The sequence below is a fragment of the Exiguobacterium sp. s95 genome, from assembly GCF_018618655.1.
GTDB lineage: Bacteria > Bacillota > Bacilli > Exiguobacteriales > Exiguobacteriaceae > Exiguobacterium_A > Exiguobacterium_A oxidotolerans.
Map to the genome: position 1 here is coordinate 609,900 of NZ_JACSMM010000001.1, position 16,688 is coordinate 626,587.

Here is a 16,688-nt window from a genome sequence, read left to right on the forward strand (position 1 = left end):
CCTGATTGCACCGAGTTACTCGGACAAACAGGTCGTTTTTAAATTAAAACTCATTTAATGCTTCACGTGCCACACGGTCCGCTTTATTTTCAGACCGCGGAATCCACTTGACGAATGCCAGTGGTAATTGTGAATACCGTTCGAATGCCGGATCAAAATAAACTTGAATGCGCTTGTTCTTGGCAAACTCGCGTTCGACCGCTAACGAAACTGCTTCCGAGTCCGTCCGGAACGAAAAGACACTTTCTCCTGCGTTCAATAACTCTTCCGCTAATTCGACCGCTCGTGCAAACGCCTGGAATTCCGCTTCATGATTGTTGACCGCGGTAATCCGAAACGTTCGTTCGATGACTTCTCCTGCGGAATTCTTACAGAAGATTCCTACCGTCGCGTCATCATTCGATGGCCGAACAGCCCCATCAAAATACATTTCAACCATGTTCAATCGCCGCCTTTACACCTTTTCGGATTGCTTGTTCATCTAAATTTTTTCCGATGAAAACTAGCGTCGTTTGTTTCTCTTGCTCGAACATTCCACGTACTGCTGTTCCGTAAATCATTCCGGTGCCTTGAAGAATCGTCTTTTGATCCGTATCCGCGAAATGAATGATTCCTTTATAGCGGTATAAATCTTCCGCATAGGCTTCGAGTACTTCACGCAAAACGGCACCGAAACGATTCCGATTCAACGGCTGCACTTCCGTAATCGTCAATGCCGTGAACGAATCTGCCGCTCGTTCGAAGCGATCATCTTGTTGTAATAAACGTTCTTCTTCCGCTTTTGGAAAATGGAACGTTTCAAATAAATTTGCTACCTCGACACGTGACTCGACTGTCGGAATGATATGTGCCGTCGGATTCAAGACTTCGAGCCGGGCGATGATGTCGGTTCGTGCAGCATCCGGTACCAAATCCACTTTATTCAGTAACAAAACATCGGCAAAGCCAATTTGTCTGACATTCTCTTCAAACGTCAATTCTCGTTCGAGATGGTACGCGTCGACGACCGTGATGACGCTCGAGAGTTGATATTGTTGTTCAATTGCCGGTTCAAAGTAGAATGTTTGGAGGATTGGGCCCGGATCAGCAATTCCTGTCGTTTCAATCAATAAACGATTGAATACCATCTCACCTGCGCGTCGTTTTTTAGCAATCCGTAATAACGCCTCTCGTAAATCGCCACGAATCGAACAGCAGATGCATCCATTCGTCAATTCAATCATCTCTTCGTCACTTCGTTCAATCAAAGCTTCATCGATATGGACTGATCCTACCTCATTGACGAGCAGCGCCACCTTTTCGGTCGGATGGGAGACAATATGATTCAACAGTGTCGTTTTTCCCGCTCCTAAAAAACCCGTAATCAATGTCGTTTTAATTCGTTCTTGCATAACTTTCACTCCTTACAGCAGTTGTGCCGTTCGCCATTTCTCTTTTCGTGCGTCGAGTAAATCAATCGCATGCAAATACCAGGATTCCGTTGTTTGTGGCGTGACACTTGAACCCCATTCTTTTTTTCCATGATGCGATAAGATGAGATGCATCATCCGATGATGCATGTCTAACGGAATCCGGAGTGCCTCGTCACGCAACGCGCGTTCGAACACAAAACAGCCGTATGGCATATGTCCGACTAGACTTCCAAGCGGATCAATCGCAATACCGGATAACGTTTCCTCTGCCGCATCGACTTGCAGTAAGTCCGTGAAGCGACTTGGTGTTGCGCCGAGATGATTATACTCCCAAATCTTTCCGATGTCATGCAACAAGACACCTAACAAGAGTTCATCCTGATTCGGTTCTTGATCGAGAAGCGTAATCGACCGTGCCGCCTGATAAAGAGAATCGAAGCTGTCGTCCCAGGCAAATTGACGTGTCGCTCGCTCAGGAGCTTGAAATAAATCGTTTTTATGATCAGCTTCTGCTTCTTGAATACACTTGAGTAACGTCAAATAAGGTCGCTCCGATTGACAGATTCCTGCCGCGATCGTCATCATACAAGCAGTGTGCTTCATCAACCCACCAATATAGGCATGGTGATGGAACAATGCCGCTGGTCTCGTCGAAAAATCATCCCAATACAAGTTTAGACAACGCAGGGCAAGCTGGCGGTAAGGTTGTTGCATTTGCTCGACTAGGCCAATCAATTGATCCCGGTAATCGCTCGCAGACTCTTCCATCGGCATCTGAGGTAACAATGTCGTTCCAGCGACATCATGGACGGCCTTGACGCGTTGAACAGTCAACGACTTATTGCCTGAGTCGACGGGATATTCCTCGACCTTGGCAGTAACGTGGACGATCCGCGTCTCTAGATAAGGACGCATCGCCTCTTCCGCCGTTCCTTGATTCAACCATTGTTTTCCTTTACAAGAACCACTCGATGAATTGAATGTAAACTGTAACCATTCACGCCCTGTCTGACTCGTTCTGATTTCCGCAGAAGCGACTAAAAGTGTCTCTTCGATTTGTTCTCCCGGAACGTGACGTTCAATCAAAAAGCCGCCTGACGCATTTGATACGTCAACCACAAATTCATCCCCAAGGTAAGGTGGCATCTGTTGCTCTGGAATTGCTTTAAATAAGCGAATCATTTCCGAATCACTCCTCTCATCTCTATTGTCCATCATATCAAAGTCGCTCACCACCTGTACAAAACAAAAGAATGATTGTAAGCGTTTACTTAATCAGCTATGATGAATGCATATGTACAATACTTCCAATTAAGGAGGACTTTCATGATGCTTCGCTCACTCTCTTCAAGTTATGATGTCGTGATGCGCACAGCGCGAGATACAGTCGATCCAGCAACACGTGCTCAACTGAGGCAGGCCGTCGTCGCCTATGGCATAACGGCTAAAGATGAATCACCTTTACAGGCTTTAATCGAACAGGAGCTCCACTTATGTTGTATTCAAGTACAGCATGCCGGACTCGACGTTCAATCCGACCTCGTCAAGTTACTCGTCTTGTCCGCTTTCAGTAGTGATGCGGGATTTAGCACCGCAGAACTGAACAGTATGACACCAAATGCAATCAAAAGACAATTGTCTTCATACGATGCCATCTTCGCGCGTCTCATCCAAAAACTTTTTCTCCATCAGACACAAGTCGATATCATTTGCCAACGGCTACAACGTGTTCTGTGTGGTGCAGCAGCACAAAAGTGTTCGATTCGGGCACGTCGACTACAAGAGTCAACCCGCGTCACCTACTCTCATTAAAAAAGTCCTGACTCGAGTGAGTCAGGACTTTTTTTCAACGACCTGGCATTCCAGCTCCTTGAAAGGTGTATATTATGAAAATGCGGCATTCCGCTTCGTCATATTCTATAATCATCATCACAGATATTGGAGGTTCTGTCAATTGATTTTCAAAAAAAGTGGGTTGATCTCGTTAGAAATCAACCCGAATGGAAGAGTGAATAATTACCATGGCAATGCTTGATTTCATCATACAATGCAATGGAAGCGTTTACAAGCCTTTATCTAAAATTTTCTCAAGAAAATATTGTTCTGTTAATGGCAAATGTACGACTTCAATCCCGCTTTGGCGCATCAAGTTTAATCCATCGCCGTATTCATAACCCGTCGTATAGACGACGCGATCAATTTTTGAAGCGATTAAAGCTAAACTACATGCGTGACACGGACTATGCGTGACATAAGCCGTCGCATGACGCGCACTCGTCGAATCCGCAGCAAGTTTTCCTAACGCATTAATCTCCGCATGAATTTCATGTTGCTTTGACCATTCATGATGTTCTTGTTGGTTATTACAACGATAAAAAACTTCGCCATTATGTATAGTAGTATCAGATTCCAACACATTTTCATTGATTGATTTATAGAAAACCCCGTGTTGCTTTAAAAAAATTTCGTTGCAGTTCACATGCTGACTCGGTGTTCCATTGATTCCAATCGAAATTGGCTTTTCATCCTTGACGATGACGCATGCGACAGACTTCGACGCACATTTCGAATGACGTTCTGCCATCATCTGGGCAAACAGTAACCAGGTCGTATCCCATTTCTCTTGTTTCGGATCCATAACGTTCACTCCTTAAACAATACGAAGGAACACGTAAACGTGTCCCTTAGTATCGTTGATTTGGTAATTCGCGACTTTTCGAAGCGACTTCAATGACTTTTTGTTTTAATTCATTTTCCATCCGCTCTAACTCATGCTCTGCATCGCGACGTTTCTGCTTCCCATCTTGTTGAATCCGCAGTGTCTCATCAAGCGTCTCGATTAAATTTTGATGCGCGACTTTTAACGATTCGACCGATACGATTCCTTTTTCATTCTCTTCTGCGATTTCGATCGATGAATCTTTTAAGAGACGTGAATTTTGTTCGAGCAATTGATTCGTCGTATTTGTAACATCCTTTTGCATCTGCAAAGCACTCTTTTGCCTAGACAGACTGAGTGAGAGGACGACTTGGTTTTTCCAAAGTGGAATCGTATTGACGACTGCAGATTCAATTTTTTCAGCAAGAATCTGGTTATTCTGCTGAATGACACGGATTTGCGGTGCCATTTGAAGACTGATCGTACGTGATAACTTTAAGTCGTGAATTTTTTTCTCGAACCGGTCCGTCAATTGAATCAAATCATTTAATTCTTGTAGTTTCGTCTGGTCACGTGAAACCTCGACTTCTGTCCGAAGCGGTTCGATCTCATTTTCTCTGACGTGTGCAATCTTCGTCTCACCCGCTGCGATGTAAAGATTTAGTTCCTCGAAGTAACGTCGATTTTTTTGATACATTTGATCAAGTAACGTAATATCTTTCATTAAGCCGAACTTCGAACGATCTAAATTATGAACGACCTCTTCTAAATAAGCACTCATCTTTTCATATTGTAAGAAGTAGGTCTCCGCTTTTTTCTTCGCCCGTCCGATGACGGGAACGTTTGACCAAAAGCTTTTCTTTTCTTGTAACGAATCCGGATCCATTTGACGGACACGTTGCATTAAATCCGACAACAGTTTTCCGGCGTCGCCACCATCTTTCATTTTGACTTCGCTTAACACTTGATCTGAAAATTGCGAGAGTTCCCGTTGAACCGGTGCTCCGAATTGCATGACGGCATCGGATTTATTCAAATCAATCACTTGAAGTAAACGTTCGATTTTTTGACGCTGTTCAGCTGGAACGTCACTTGGAATCATTTCTTCAACCGGACGAACTGGCGTCCGGTGTTTTGGTGTTTCCGCAAGATTCAGGTCAACTGATGGATCAGAAATCGTTGGTTGTGCCTGTTCCTCTGTTTTGGATTCGTCCGGCCACTCTTGCCATGAATTGTTATCAGAATGGGTCATGTTTATAACTCTCCTCCTGTTTTCTTTGTTCCGATTCTTGTGCCAAAACTTTTTCAATCGTTAAAAGTTCACGCTCTAAGTCGACCGTATCCCCTTCTAACAGCAAGGATTGGTGTTGTTTTAATTTTTGAGCAATCATCTTCAAGTTCGCTTGCAGTTGTTCGCGTGTATCAAATTGCACTTGAGCCCCACGTCGTTCTAAATCTGCGAATTTTTCTGAAATCGATAATAAGGAATCGAGATAAAACGTGAAGAAGTCGCGTACTTTTTTTACTTCACGTGGTGCATTAAATAATTCTTCAAATAACACATGTGCTTCGCGCGAGACGATTCGCATATCTGAACGTACTTCGCTGTCTCGGATCGATGGGATAATGCCATCGAATGCCTGTAACTTTACGAAACCTTCTTCGACGGTCCGTTGCAAGACTTGCAACTCCAAATCATCCGTTTCATCAAATCTGCGCGTCGCTTGTTCAGGCTTTAAGATGACGCTTCCGACAAATTGATCATCATCATCGAGTAACAATTTCTTTTTGACATTTTGTCGTTTTATCTCTGTTGATTTTCGTTCTGTCCGGTACCGCTTCCCGGGTTTCGCCCGGTAACCGCTCCAAATGAACCATAAACCGAGCGCTACGAAGATTCCGGAAAAGTTTAACGTATCTGCTATCTGAAGAAATACGAACATCAAACCAATCGATCCGAAAATCCACCATGTAGAAGATTTCATGTCATCCCCTCTTTCTATTGACTCCATCTATTTGTGTCATGAATGAATCTACTGTTTCTTATATCTTACCATTACGGATGTCTTAACAAAAAGTTTCCCGTTTTCGATAAATGTTAGTCCTCTCTACTCTTTATTTCACCATAATCTTTCACCGGCCGCATCCGTCTCTAGATGTACGATGCTGAATGGATTGCATCTACTTTTTACTTTTTACTTTTCTTGAGTAACATATACGCATAAGATTTTTCGATTATTCAAAAATCACTTTCATCAAAAAAACTAGCTTCCGTTAATCAAAACGAAAGCTAGTGCTCGTGATCATATTCTGATTCAATCAAACATTCAAGAGAATACGAGTGGCCAAATCAGAATGATTAAAATGGCGAGCGGACTCAAGTAGCATACACTAAAGCGCCAAAATGGAATCATTCGTTTTAACAGGGGACCTGTCGCTAGCTCACGTTCGACAATCGCCCGATCAAGTTTAAATCCAGCAAATATTGAAATCAAGAGTGCACCGATTGGCATCAAAATATTCGATACGAGGAAATCCATCCAATCAAAAATTGTCTTATCGAACCACATGATGTCGCTCGCGACTCCAAAGGAGAGTGCTGATGGAACACCTACTATTGCGACAAGGATTGTCGTAATAATCGTATTACGTTTCTTATTTTGGACGGTCGCATCTTCTTTTCGATCAGTAATCGATGAAACCACAACTTCTAGCATCGCGATTGAAGAAGTGATCGACGCGAAAGCAAAGAGTAAGAAAAACAACGTTAAGAAGACTGTTCCAAATTGGACTTGGCTGAATACTGTTGGTAACACGATGAATAAGAGTGAAGGACCTTCAGCAGGATCAAGACCTGAAGCGAAGACCGCTGGGAAGATCGCGAATCCGGCTAGTAGTGACACGACGATGTTTAAAGAGACGATCCATCCTGCTGACCGATTGATTTGACCACGCTCTTTCATATACGAGGCATACGTCAACATTGCGGAGACGCCGAGCGATAATGAAAAGAAGGCTTGTCCGAGCGCACTCAGGACCGATGTCCGGTTCAGCGCTGAGAAATCCGGTTCGATGAAGAAACGAACCCCTTCACTTGCACCTTCAAGGGTCAATGACCGACTCACTAATATAATGAAACAAAGGAATAATAATGGCATCAAGATTTTACTCATTTTTTCAATTCCCGACTGAACACCTCGCAAGACGATTAATCCCGTAATGATGAGGAATACGACTTGGCCTAAAATCGCATAGAGTGGAGAGGCGGATATCGTTCCGAAGAGTTCTCCTAACTGATCCCCACTCATGGAAGTCAAATTTCCGGAAAAACCAAGAACCGTATAAATCAATACCCATCCCCCGATGACGCTGTAAAAGGATAAGAGTAAGAAACAGGTGATGACACCTAACACGCCAATAAAGGTGAATTTCTTATGCCCCAACTCTTCGAAAGCGCGCAACGCCGTTTTTCCACTCGTTCGACCGATTAAAAATTCTGCAATCAATACCGGGAGACCGAGGAGCAAGGTGAACACTAAAAATAGTAGTAAAAAAGCGCCTCCACCATTCGTTCCTGTCGTATATGGAAACTTCCATATCGCACCGAGTCCAATCGCTGATCCTGCTGCTGCTAAGATAAACCCAACTTTTGAAGCCCATGCATTGCTTTTCATGGTACTCCACCTCCTTTTCAAAAATACTTCCTTATTGTACAAAAGTTAAATCAAGAAGTCATCCTTTATCAAACATTTTCTTTAAAGCGTCAAAGCATAACCGCATATTCGCATGTTTGTATTAAAACAAAAAGCTTATGCACTAAAAAAGGAGAGACATGGATTCTTCTTCGAATCTTTTTTGTCTCTCCTGATACAATCTTGTTAAGTTCGATTCAGTTTACGATTTTGTCCAGCGTACATTTTTAAGAATTCCGGTAAGACCTTCACCTCGACAGGCGAGTTCAGCGCCTTCTCACCATCCGTATCGATGACTTTTGGAGAATCCGTTTTTAAGGTAAAACCACTCGTTAAGATGTGCGTGAAAGAGGGGTCGTTTGCTAGTCCGATTTTTTGAAGGATCACGTCACGGATTGTCGCTAAGTTGACTTCATCGACAATCACTAAATCCAGTTTTCCATCATTGTATGCACCGTTCGATAGATTCGTTTCAATTCCCCCAAGCGACTCGCCGTTCGCTGCTAAAATCAAAACGGCTTCTCCTGTCATTTTTTGCCCTTCATTTAATTCAAGTTCGTAGGCAAACGGTTTTGCATCCAAGCTTGAGCGGATGGTTGAGAGATAATACCCCATTTTCCCAAGTCGGACTTTTTCTTCTGTATCAATGCCAATTGATGCTTCAGCAATTAATCCGAGACCCAAAAAATTAAGGAAGTACGTATCGTTGACTTGTCCAAGATCGACTTCGACGATTTGTTGGGTCGCAATCATCTCTGCAGCAAGACGCGGCACCATCGGTAAACCGAGTGTCCGTGCAAAATCGTTACACGTTCCCCCTGGCACGATGCCAAGAATCGGACGCGTCTCCAGTTTGGCTAATCCATTAATGACTTCAAATACGGTTCCATCACCACCGAGGACGACAAGGGCATCGAAGTCTCCCGCTTCTTCTGCAAACTCCTGTGCATCTCCTGCCCGACTCGTTTGCTTAATGACGATTTCATTGAATTGTTCCGCAAGTGGACTAATAACATCTTCTAGAAGACCACTCCGGTTCGTCCCGGCGGAAGGGTTACTAATCATCAATAGTTTCATTGAATGATTCCTTCTTTCTTCAAATAATTATTTGCCACTTCGTTGGCAGTTTTACCACCATAGGCGACTTCTTCATTCATTTTAGACATTTCTTCATCCGTGATTTTTCCATCTAATTTCTTTAATGCTTGCCCGACTTCCGGGTACTCATCAAGCGTCTCTTGGCGCAACAGAGGTGCCCCTTCATACGGAGGGAACAGTTGTTGATCGTCTTTCAAGACGACCATGTCATATTTCGCGATTTCCGGATCGGTCGAATAGGCATCGATGACTTCGATGTCTCCTGATTCGATTGCCTTGTATCGTAATTTCGGTTCCATCGTCACGACTTCTTTAAAATTGACACCATATTTTTCTTGAATCCCTTTGTAACCATCTTGACGATCTTTAAACTCTAACGTGAAGCCTGCCGTTAATTGACTCGCAACCCGCTTGATGTCGGAAATCGTTTTTAAGTCATACCGTTCCGCGATTTTTTTCGGAACTGCGATGGCGTAGGTGTTATTGTAGTCCATCGGCGGTAAAAGCGCGAGGTCCTGTTTGACCAATCCATCTCGTGCTTGCTCGTAAACCGCTTGTGCATCATTTGAGACCGGTTTTTCATTCGTTAAGCTAGCAAGGACCGTCCCTGTGAATTCCGGGTACAGATCGATATCACCCGATTGCAAGGCTTTATAGACGAACGTCGTCTTTCCGAAGTTCGGTTTGACTTGGACGTTTAAGTCCGTTTCATCCTCGATGACGATTTTATACATGTTCATTAAGATTTCTGGTTCGACCCCTAATTTCCCGGCGACGACCAAGTCAGGTTGTTCCGTCCGTCCGAGTGCGAACGGCGTGATAATCAGTGTCGCAATCAAGGCCAGGGCGACGACCATCCGGCTCGTTTGCCGTTTTTTTGTGGCGACTTCCGTCTGACGTAATAAAAAATCGAACAATAACGCGAGTAAGGCTGCCGGGATAGCTCCTAATAATAAGAGATTGTTATCATTTCGGTCGATTCCGAGCAAGATGATCGATCCGAGTCCCCCTGCCCCAATCAAAGCAGCAATCGTCGCCGTCCCGATGATAAGAACCATCGCTGTCCGAACACCAGCCATCATGACCGGTAAAGCGAGCGGTAACTCAACCTTCAACAAACTTTGCGTCGGTGTCATTCCGCAGGCACGGGCCGCTTCTTTAATTGAAGGGTCGACTTCTGCTAATCCCGTAAACGTGTTACGGACGATTGGTAAAAGAGCATATAGAACAAGTGCAATGACAGACGGGAGTGTGCCGATTCCAACAAGCGGAATCATCAGTCCGAGTAGTGCGAGCGAAGGAATCGTTTGGATGACGGATGTCACACCAATCGACCATTCACTAATTTTTTTATTTCGTGATAAGTAAACGCCTAAAGGAATGGCAATCAAACATGCGATTAATAACGAAATGACCGAAAGTTGAATATGTTCGATTAATGCCTGCAGTAATTCTTCTTTTCGATTTTGAAACGTTTCGACTAAACCGTTCATCATATCGTCCCCCTGACTTGTCCCATGAACTCTTTGATGAAGGGATCGTCACTCGCTAAGACTTCCTCTTTTGTTCCGATAAATACGATTTCGCCCTCGTTCATCAAGCAGATGCGACTGCCGAGCTTCAACGCTTCATTCATGTCATGGGTGACGAACAAAATCGTTTTACCGAGTTCACCGTTCAATCGAATCAAGTCATTTTGAAGTTGGTCTCGAGAAATCGGATCAAGGGCTGAAAATGGTTCATCCATCAGAATGACATCTTGCTCTGCAGCGAGCGCACGCATGACGCCGACGCGTTGTTGTTGTCCACCCGATAGTTCACTTGGATATTTCTTTTTTAAATTTTCATTAAGACCCGTCAACTCGAATAATGTGTCGACGCGCTTCGCAACTTTTTTCTTGTCCCACTTTAACAACTGCGGAACGACAGCGACATTTTCTTCAATCGTCATATGGGGAAAAAGTGCAATTTGTTGCAGAACATAGCCGATTTTCCGGCGAAGTTCATGTTCATCAATCGACATGATTGGCTCTCCATTAATCCATATCTGACCTGCTGTATGATCAATCAATCGGTTGACCATCTTCATCGTCGTCGTCTTTCCACAACCAGATGGACCAATCAAACAAAAGATTTCGCCTTCTTCCACTGTAAAATTCAAATTTTGGACCGCTTTTGTTCCGTCGGCATAAGTTTTTCCGACTTCTTTAAATTCAATCACAGATGATCCCTCCGTTTCCTATTTGTTTTATTATCTTTGTAAAATTTCCCTTAATCAGTGTTTCCAAAACCTGATTTTTTAGCAGTTTCATTAAAAAAGAGCCATCTCGACCGAAACGTTCGGTCGAGATGGCTCTTTTAGTCTTATTCGTAAATCGTAACTTGGACCGAACGTCGGCCCCAGTTGATTGCTTCTTGTTCCGTTTCCATCATTAAATCCATGATTTTCCCATGGATGACGCCTCCCGTATCGAGAGCAATCGCATCTCCAAATCCTTCAACATGCACTTTCGTACCGAGGGGGATGACGTTTGGATCAACCGCAACAATCCGTCGGCCTTCAAAATGAATCGTATGTGTAACATCATAGCCTGAAGCCGTTAAAACTTTTCCATCATATGAACCATTCAGCGCTGCATCATTCGTATAAGCCGTCGTTTCAAATGTCTCTTGGCGCCCACCAGTTTCATTTTTGGCAGCTACTTTTTTTGGTTCGACAGTCGATGCCGCTTCTTTTTGATTTTCCTGTTGTTTACGTTTCGCTTCGTCTTGTGCTTGTTGTTTTTTCTGTGCTTGTTGTTTTTTCTGTGCTTCTGCCTTTTCTAATGTTTCCTTTTTTTGCTTTGCTTCCTGCTCGGCTTTCGCCTGGCGTTCACGTTCTTGTTGCGCTGCCTGTTCTGCAGCACGTTGTTTCGCCTGTTCTTCAGCTCGTTTTGCTGCTTGCTTCTCTTTTTCCAATCGAATAGCCTCTCGTTTCATCTGGAGCGGATTTTGGACGATTTTCTTTTCCGTCCCGATTCCAATTTGTGCGGCTTCCGTATGCATATGTGGTAAAAGAATAAGTCCTGTAAAAGTAAAAATGATTGTAAGTACGATCTGTTTTAGTTTCATCTTTCAAAACAACCTTTCCGGCCTTTAACGGCTCGAACACCTTACCATGATGAATTTGCGGATGAAAACCCTAAAAGGTCATTTGAAATATATCTGTCAAAAAGTAACGAAATGGTTACACGCTTTCAAAATATGCTCTTATCGTTGATATCAAGCCATTTCTATGATTGTTACCGTTCTGTCATCTTTTTATTCTTGTAACGTCTTTGTAATGATTACGATTGTTCATGAAATTCTGTTAATTTATTCTTAAAATTGAGGTCATCCAATCGATTCAGCGATCAAATGACTGATTTGTTTATAACTTTTCATCCACGCTTTGAATATTTATTCAAAATCAGACGATTCATCTCCCACTTCTAAACGTTCAGGGTGAACTCCTCGTGTAAATAGGAGATGAATCGTCTTCGGGCAAGATAAACGGTCCACCGTCGGGACGACGGGGTTAGCCTGATCAATTTTCGACCGATAGATTGAATAGCTCAGGAAGCCTCCACCTCTAAGCGAAGTGGAGGTGGTTCAATCAAACAAAAAACCCGACAATATGTTGTCGGGTCCCGTGTTATTTTGTTTTACGTTCTAACAATTCAATCTCTGATTTGAGGAGAACTTGTTTTTCAAATTCGAATCCAAGTGATTCAAAGTTTTTTGTATGCGAGAGATCACCGACAACCGTATTTGTTAATACAGCCGTAACTTCCGCGACCCATCCTTCTTTCGTTTTGACCATATCGCCCACGATATAATCAAATAACTCTTCTGTTTCTTCCATCTCAATCATCTCCTGACACGTTCAGATAGTACTAATCATATAAAAGAACTCACAAAAAAGCTAGTATCGTGAAATCATACTCAACACTTGGCGAAGAATCTTTGCCGTCAATCCCCAAATCAAGTAGTCCTCATGCTCATAAAAATGTTCGACGACTTTGTACGTCCGATCAAGATAAGCTTCCCGATTCGCCATCCGACTTGTCGGAACCGCTTTCCCCGGGCGAATTCGCCATTCCATCTCTCCTTCAATCGGACGCGCGTTCAACAGTGCGTTTAACGGGACATAAAAAATATGATCGACTTCATCCGGAGAGGGATCGATTTGATTCGCTTGTATGATTCCGACGTATGGATAGATGATGGAGCGGTTCGGTGTCACGAGCGGTTCTAACGTCCCGATGACTTCAATTTCTTCCACTGTCACATTGAGTTCTTCTCGCGTTTCCCGGATTGCCGCTTCTTTCGGTTGTTCTCCGACATCGATTCGTCCACCCGGAAAAGAAATCTCTCCGGGTTGCGAACGTAACGTTTTTGCCCGCACTTGAAAGAGGAGGCAGATTTCCCCGTCGCGTTCGACTAACGGGACAAGAACTGCTGCTGCTTGCCGCGGAAGGCTGTCCCTTGTCGATTTGAATACATCTTTGATTTGATCGAATACGGGATTATTCATCGTCCTTCCTGCGAAACTCTCTGATACGCTTCCTCTAAGTGACGCATCCGAACAATCAAATCGGCGTTCTTCGCGATTCGGTCTGCAAGAATCGAGCCCGAAACGACTTTATAATACGCATTCAATGCTTGTGTCTTTGTCATATATGCCTCATTTTGTCGAATATACTCTTTGAAATTCGCTACTAAACGGTCTGCTGTAAATAACTGTTCGTTCAACCGACTCATCCTCTCTTGCGGTTAGCCGCTAGGTGTATAGTTTAATGGTAGCTACTTTTGGCTAAGAAGTAAAATAAGGGGGGCTTATTCGTGAAGAAAAACATAGATGTATTGATTATCGGGGCCGGACCGACCGGATTGACACTTGCACTCGCGCTCTCACGGTATGGCTTAACATTCCGGATCATCGAGCGAGCGAGCGGACCATCTGTCGTCTCAAAGGCAATCGGTATTCAAGCACGCTCACTTGAATTGTTTGCCCGTCTCGGTGTTGCCGAGGAACTGATGGCAGAAGCGATTAAGATTAATCAAGGAAATCTCTATGTGAATGGAGCTTGGCAAGCAAAACTTGATTTTACGGATTTGAATACACCTTTCCCATTTGTAACACTCTTACCTCAAAGTGAAACGGAACGGATTCTTGAACAACGCCTACTTGATTACGGACATCGTGTCGAACGGGATACCGAGTTGACCGGCTTCGCTCAATTTCCAACATTCGTCACGGCATCGATTCGAAAAAACAATGTCGTCGAGACAGTCGATGCCTCGTTCGTAGTCGGCGCAGACGGTGCGAACAGCTTCGTCCGGCGTGAACTAGGACTTCCCTTCAGTGGCAAGTCGTTCAAGGAATCTTGGGCGCTTGCTGATATTGAAGTCGACTGGCCGCTTTCGTCAGAAGAAGTCCATATTTTCTTTTCCGATCATGGAGTAATCGAGTCGTTCCCATTACAATCAAACTTATTTCGAATTACGGGCAATTTAACGGACGGTGTCGTGCCGACGGATCATGCGGCGATTGAAGACTTTCTTAAAAATCGGGCGAAAGTACCCTTTAAACTTAAAAAAGTCCATTGGTATTCCATGTTCCGTGTCCACAATCGAATCATCGAAAAGTTTGGTCACCACCGGATTTACTTAATCGGTGATGCAGCGCATATTAACTCGCCTGTCGGCGGACAAGGGATGAATACGGGAATCGCAGACGCGATGAATCTAGCCTGGAAGCTTTGGTGTGTTCATGAGTTTAAAGCAAGTTTCCCGTTGCTCGACTCTTATAGTACGGAACGGCGGGAAGCGGCACGTGGAATTTTACGTTCGACGAACCTTGCGACTGAATTGTTGCAAATCAATGTGCCATTTTTACTACCTCTGCAAGAAAAAGTCATTCGGAACAGTTTAAAAATCACACCGCTTCATCATTACGTGACGAACCGGATTGCTCAATTGAATAGTAACTATCATCCATCCGATACGTTTGTCACGCAAGGGAGATTTGGCTTACTTGCACCGAAACCGGGTGAACCGATGCCGTACAGCGAAGTTGTAAATCCGCGGACGAAAAAAAATGAGTTACTGCTACGTCGCGCTGATCGAAATTTCTTATTGCTGCTCTTTTTACCGCGTCAGTCCGATGAATCAGAACTGACCCCTTATAAAGAGCTCGCCTACTCCTATCCGGACCTGTTTGAGACCGTCTCGATTCATCAAGAGCTAAAAGAAGACGGGGTCGTCGACCAGGGGGGAGAACTCGCACGGAAGTTCGGGATTAAGCAATGTGGTCTGTATTTGATTCGTCCAGACGGCTACATCGCTTATCGTCAGCAAGGCTTGAAGATTAAACCTTTCTCTCGCTACCTTGAACGTTTACTTTATGCCCGGTAAGCACGTATGATAGGTATGAGGTGATAAGATCCATGGAGTTTATGAATATACGATACTTTTTGATCATCGTTCTAGTTGTTCTGTTCATCATCATCGTCGCCCGTCGCACAAAAGAGTCTTTGCGTTGGGTCCTCGTCGGTGAAGAATTTGGAGAAAAAGGCGAACAGCTTCATCGAGATTACGAGCTACTAGCGGATGCCGGTTTTGAAGTTCGGCTCGAACGAGGTGTTAAAACCTCTATCTTTTTCCGAAGGTTCAGTAAAGATTTAGCCGATCGTGTTGCAATTTATGCACTTAAAGAAGATATCGACCGTGTCGAACGTTTTCTCACTCAACCTAAAAAAAGACGTTAAAAAATAAGCAGCCTCTCCGTAAGTTGAGAGGTTGCTTATTTTTGATGGTTTGCCAGTATAAAAGCAACCTGTTTACGATCTTTCTCCGTCACAGGAGTTCCTTGTCGTCTTGCGATCCATGGCTTGATGGCGGCAAAGGACTGGCCAATCGGAAACTTAACCCGCGTCATACGCAACTTTGGCGCTTGTTTGAATACTATCATCGTGTGAACAGGAATCGACACGCCTTCCGCCTTTAAAAGTGATCTGACATGTTTCGTGAGGCGTTGTGCCTCTATTACTGGGTGCCGTTGTTCAACCCGTTGAACACGTTGCTCGTCTTCGACGTGATAGGTTTGATCACTTAGCAATACAGCAGCCTCTTGATTGACAAGGACTAAAAACAATCCTTTTGGCCCGATTAAGGCAAATTCAATCTTCATGCGGCGGTCGAGCTCGACGTTTTCAAATAACATCCAATCGTACCGACAAATATGTCGCACTTGATCACAGACGAGTTCTAAGTCGTTCACCTTACTTGGAACTGAACGTTTAAAGGAAAAGAAACGCCGCTCTTCTAGAGGTGTCATTTTTTTTGCCATCACCTGTAACATATTGTCTCCCCTTACGTCTATGTATTATTAGTTAGTTTACCATCCTTTTGCACAAGCGGTGTGCGCTTTCAAAATCAGGGGAATTTCGTAACAAAAAAAGACATCCACTTCTTTTTAAGTAGATGTCTTGACGTTTATTGATTTTCTTGGTGAGGACGTCCAAAAACAGCTTTTTCAAGATTTGAAATCCGGCGTAGCATGTCATAATTCGATGGATTAGACACTGGGGCTTCCGCCTCAACGATTCGCTCTTCGGGTTTCGGCGCCGTCGCTTTTGCTGCTTCTAGTTCTTTCTTCAAACGCTCGATTTCGCGCTCGAATCCTTCGTAATCTTTGATGACTTGATCCAAGTATCCATCCACTTCTTCAATCACGTAACCGCGTAGGCCCGTCTTAAATTCTTTTTTGTAAATATCATCTGCTGTCAATAAGGGTTTATACAT

19 protein-coding genes are annotated in these 16,688 nt (G+C 43.9%); 3 read left to right on the forward strand and 16 right to left on the reverse strand.

The annotated features are described in order from the left end of the window. Nucleotides 1-43: 43 nt before the first annotated feature. The 3 genes from KNP99_RS03395 to KNP99_RS03405 are packed head-to-tail and all read right to left on the reverse strand — an operon-like array spanning nt 44 to nt 2,594. Nucleotides 44-439, reverse strand: coding sequence for a ribonuclease HI family protein (locus KNP99_RS03395; RefSeq protein WP_029330538.1), 396 nt, complete (start codon nt 437-439; stop codon nt 44-46). Next, nucleotides 432-1,391, reverse strand: coding sequence for a CobW family GTP-binding protein (locus KNP99_RS03400; protein WP_214845111.1), 960 nt, complete (start codon nt 1,389-1,391; stop codon nt 432-434). The genes KNP99_RS03395 and KNP99_RS03400 overlap by 8 nt, the downstream gene beginning before the upstream one ends. A gap of 12 nt (nt 1,392-1,403) precedes the next feature. Next, nucleotides 1,404-2,594 (reverse strand): HD domain-containing protein, encoded by a 1,191-nt coding sequence (locus KNP99_RS03405; RefSeq protein WP_214845113.1) that lies wholly within the window; start codon nt 2,592-2,594, stop codon nt 1,404-1,406. A gap of 144 nt (nt 2,595-2,738) precedes the next feature. Here KNP99_RS03405 and KNP99_RS03410 point away from each other — a divergent pair, with 144 nt between their 5' ends. Further along, a complete protein-coding gene (locus KNP99_RS03410) occupies nt 2,739-3,224 on the forward strand; it encodes a hypothetical protein (RefSeq protein WP_088837292.1) in 486 nt (161 codons plus the stop codon). Nucleotides 3,225-3,474: 250 nt separating this feature from the next. Here the strand turns inward: KNP99_RS03410 and KNP99_RS03415 are convergent, their stop codons facing one another. The 11 genes from KNP99_RS03415 to yvfG all read right to left on the reverse strand — a co-directional run bounded on the left by KNP99_RS03415 (nt 3,475) and on the right by yvfG (nt 13,634). Next, on the reverse strand, nt 3,475-4,050 hold the full coding sequence (locus KNP99_RS03415) for a deoxycytidylate deaminase (RefSeq protein ID WP_088837293.1): 576 nt from the start codon (nt 4,048-4,050) through the stop codon (nt 3,475-3,477). Nucleotides 4,051-4,096: 46 nt separating this feature from the next. Next, nucleotides 4,097-5,323, reverse strand: a complete 1,227-nt coding sequence (locus KNP99_RS03420; protein WP_051667285.1) for a toxic anion resistance protein — start codon at nt 5,321-5,323, stop codon at nt 4,097-4,099. After that, nucleotides 5,310-6,056, reverse strand: coding sequence for a 5-bromo-4-chloroindolyl phosphate hydrolysis family protein (locus KNP99_RS03425; protein WP_088837294.1), 747 nt, complete (start codon nt 6,054-6,056; stop codon nt 5,310-5,312). Before KNP99_RS03425 ends, KNP99_RS03420 begins: the two co-directional genes overlap by 14 nt. A 342-nt stretch (nt 6,057-6,398) precedes the next feature. After that, a complete protein-coding gene (locus tag KNP99_RS03430) occupies nt 6,399-7,745 on the reverse strand; it encodes a sodium-dependent transporter (protein WP_088837295.1) in 1,347 nt (448 codons plus the stop codon). A gap of 204 nt (nt 7,746-7,949) precedes the next feature. Then, nucleotides 7,950-8,840 (reverse strand): diacylglycerol/lipid kinase family protein, encoded by an 891-nt coding sequence (locus KNP99_RS03435; RefSeq protein ID WP_214804460.1) that lies wholly within the window; start codon nt 8,838-8,840, stop codon nt 7,950-7,952. Continuing rightward, nucleotides 8,837-10,354, reverse strand: coding sequence for an ABC transporter permease/substrate-binding protein (locus tag KNP99_RS03440; protein WP_029330560.1), 1,518 nt, complete (start codon nt 10,352-10,354; stop codon nt 8,837-8,839). Before KNP99_RS03440 ends, KNP99_RS03435 begins: the two co-directional genes overlap by 4 nt. Beyond that, nucleotides 10,354-11,082 carry an ABC transporter ATP-binding protein gene (locus KNP99_RS03445; protein WP_088837297.1) on the reverse strand — a complete coding sequence of 243 codons (729 nt, stop codon included), beginning with the start codon at nt 11,080-11,082 and terminating at the stop codon, nt 10,354-10,356. The genes KNP99_RS03440 and KNP99_RS03445 overlap by 1 nt, the downstream gene beginning before the upstream one ends. A gap of 143 nt (nt 11,083-11,225) precedes the next feature. After that, nucleotides 11,226-11,972 (reverse strand): 3D domain-containing protein, encoded by a 747-nt coding sequence (locus KNP99_RS03450; protein WP_214845114.1) that lies wholly within the window; start codon nt 11,970-11,972, stop codon nt 11,226-11,228. Between the two features lie 562 nt (nt 11,973-12,534). Next, nucleotides 12,535-12,744, reverse strand: a complete 210-nt coding sequence (locus tag KNP99_RS03455) for a hypothetical protein (RefSeq protein ID WP_029330566.1) — start codon at nt 12,742-12,744, stop codon at nt 12,535-12,537. A gap of 60 nt (nt 12,745-12,804) precedes the next feature. Next, nucleotides 12,805-13,416: an NUDIX hydrolase gene (locus KNP99_RS03460; protein WP_214768558.1), complete on the reverse strand. Its 612-nt coding sequence runs from the start codon at nt 13,414-13,416 to the stop codon at nt 12,805-12,807. Further along, nucleotides 13,413-13,634, reverse strand: coding sequence for a protein YvfG (gene yvfG / locus KNP99_RS03465; RefSeq protein ID WP_029330575.1), 222 nt, complete (start codon nt 13,632-13,634; stop codon nt 13,413-13,415). The genes KNP99_RS03460 and yvfG overlap by 4 nt, the downstream gene beginning before the upstream one ends. 90 nt (nt 13,635-13,724) lie before the next feature. Between yvfG and KNP99_RS03470 the strand changes: the two genes are divergently transcribed. Both KNP99_RS03470 and KNP99_RS03475 read left to right on the forward strand, forming a co-directional pair. Next, a complete protein-coding gene (locus KNP99_RS03470) occupies nt 13,725-15,299 on the forward strand; it encodes an FAD-dependent monooxygenase (RefSeq protein ID WP_088837300.1) in 1,575 nt (524 codons plus the stop codon). 32 nt (nt 15,300-15,331) lie between these two features. Beyond that, nucleotides 15,332-15,652, forward strand: coding sequence for a hypothetical protein (locus tag KNP99_RS03475; protein WP_088837301.1), 321 nt, complete (start codon nt 15,332-15,334; stop codon nt 15,650-15,652). 35 nt (nt 15,653-15,687) lie between these two features. Here the strand turns inward: KNP99_RS03475 and KNP99_RS03480 are convergent, their stop codons facing one another. Together KNP99_RS03480 and gpsB are read right to left on the reverse strand one after the other, a co-directional pair. Beyond that, nucleotides 15,688-16,245, reverse strand: coding sequence for a nuclease-related domain-containing protein (locus KNP99_RS03480; protein ID WP_088837302.1), 558 nt, complete (start codon nt 16,243-16,245; stop codon nt 15,688-15,690). A gap of 134 nt (nt 16,246-16,379) precedes the next feature. Then, nucleotides 16,380-16,688, reverse strand: coding sequence for a cell division regulator GpsB (gene gpsB, locus KNP99_RS03485; protein ID WP_088837303.1), 309 nt, complete (start codon nt 16,686-16,688; stop codon nt 16,380-16,382).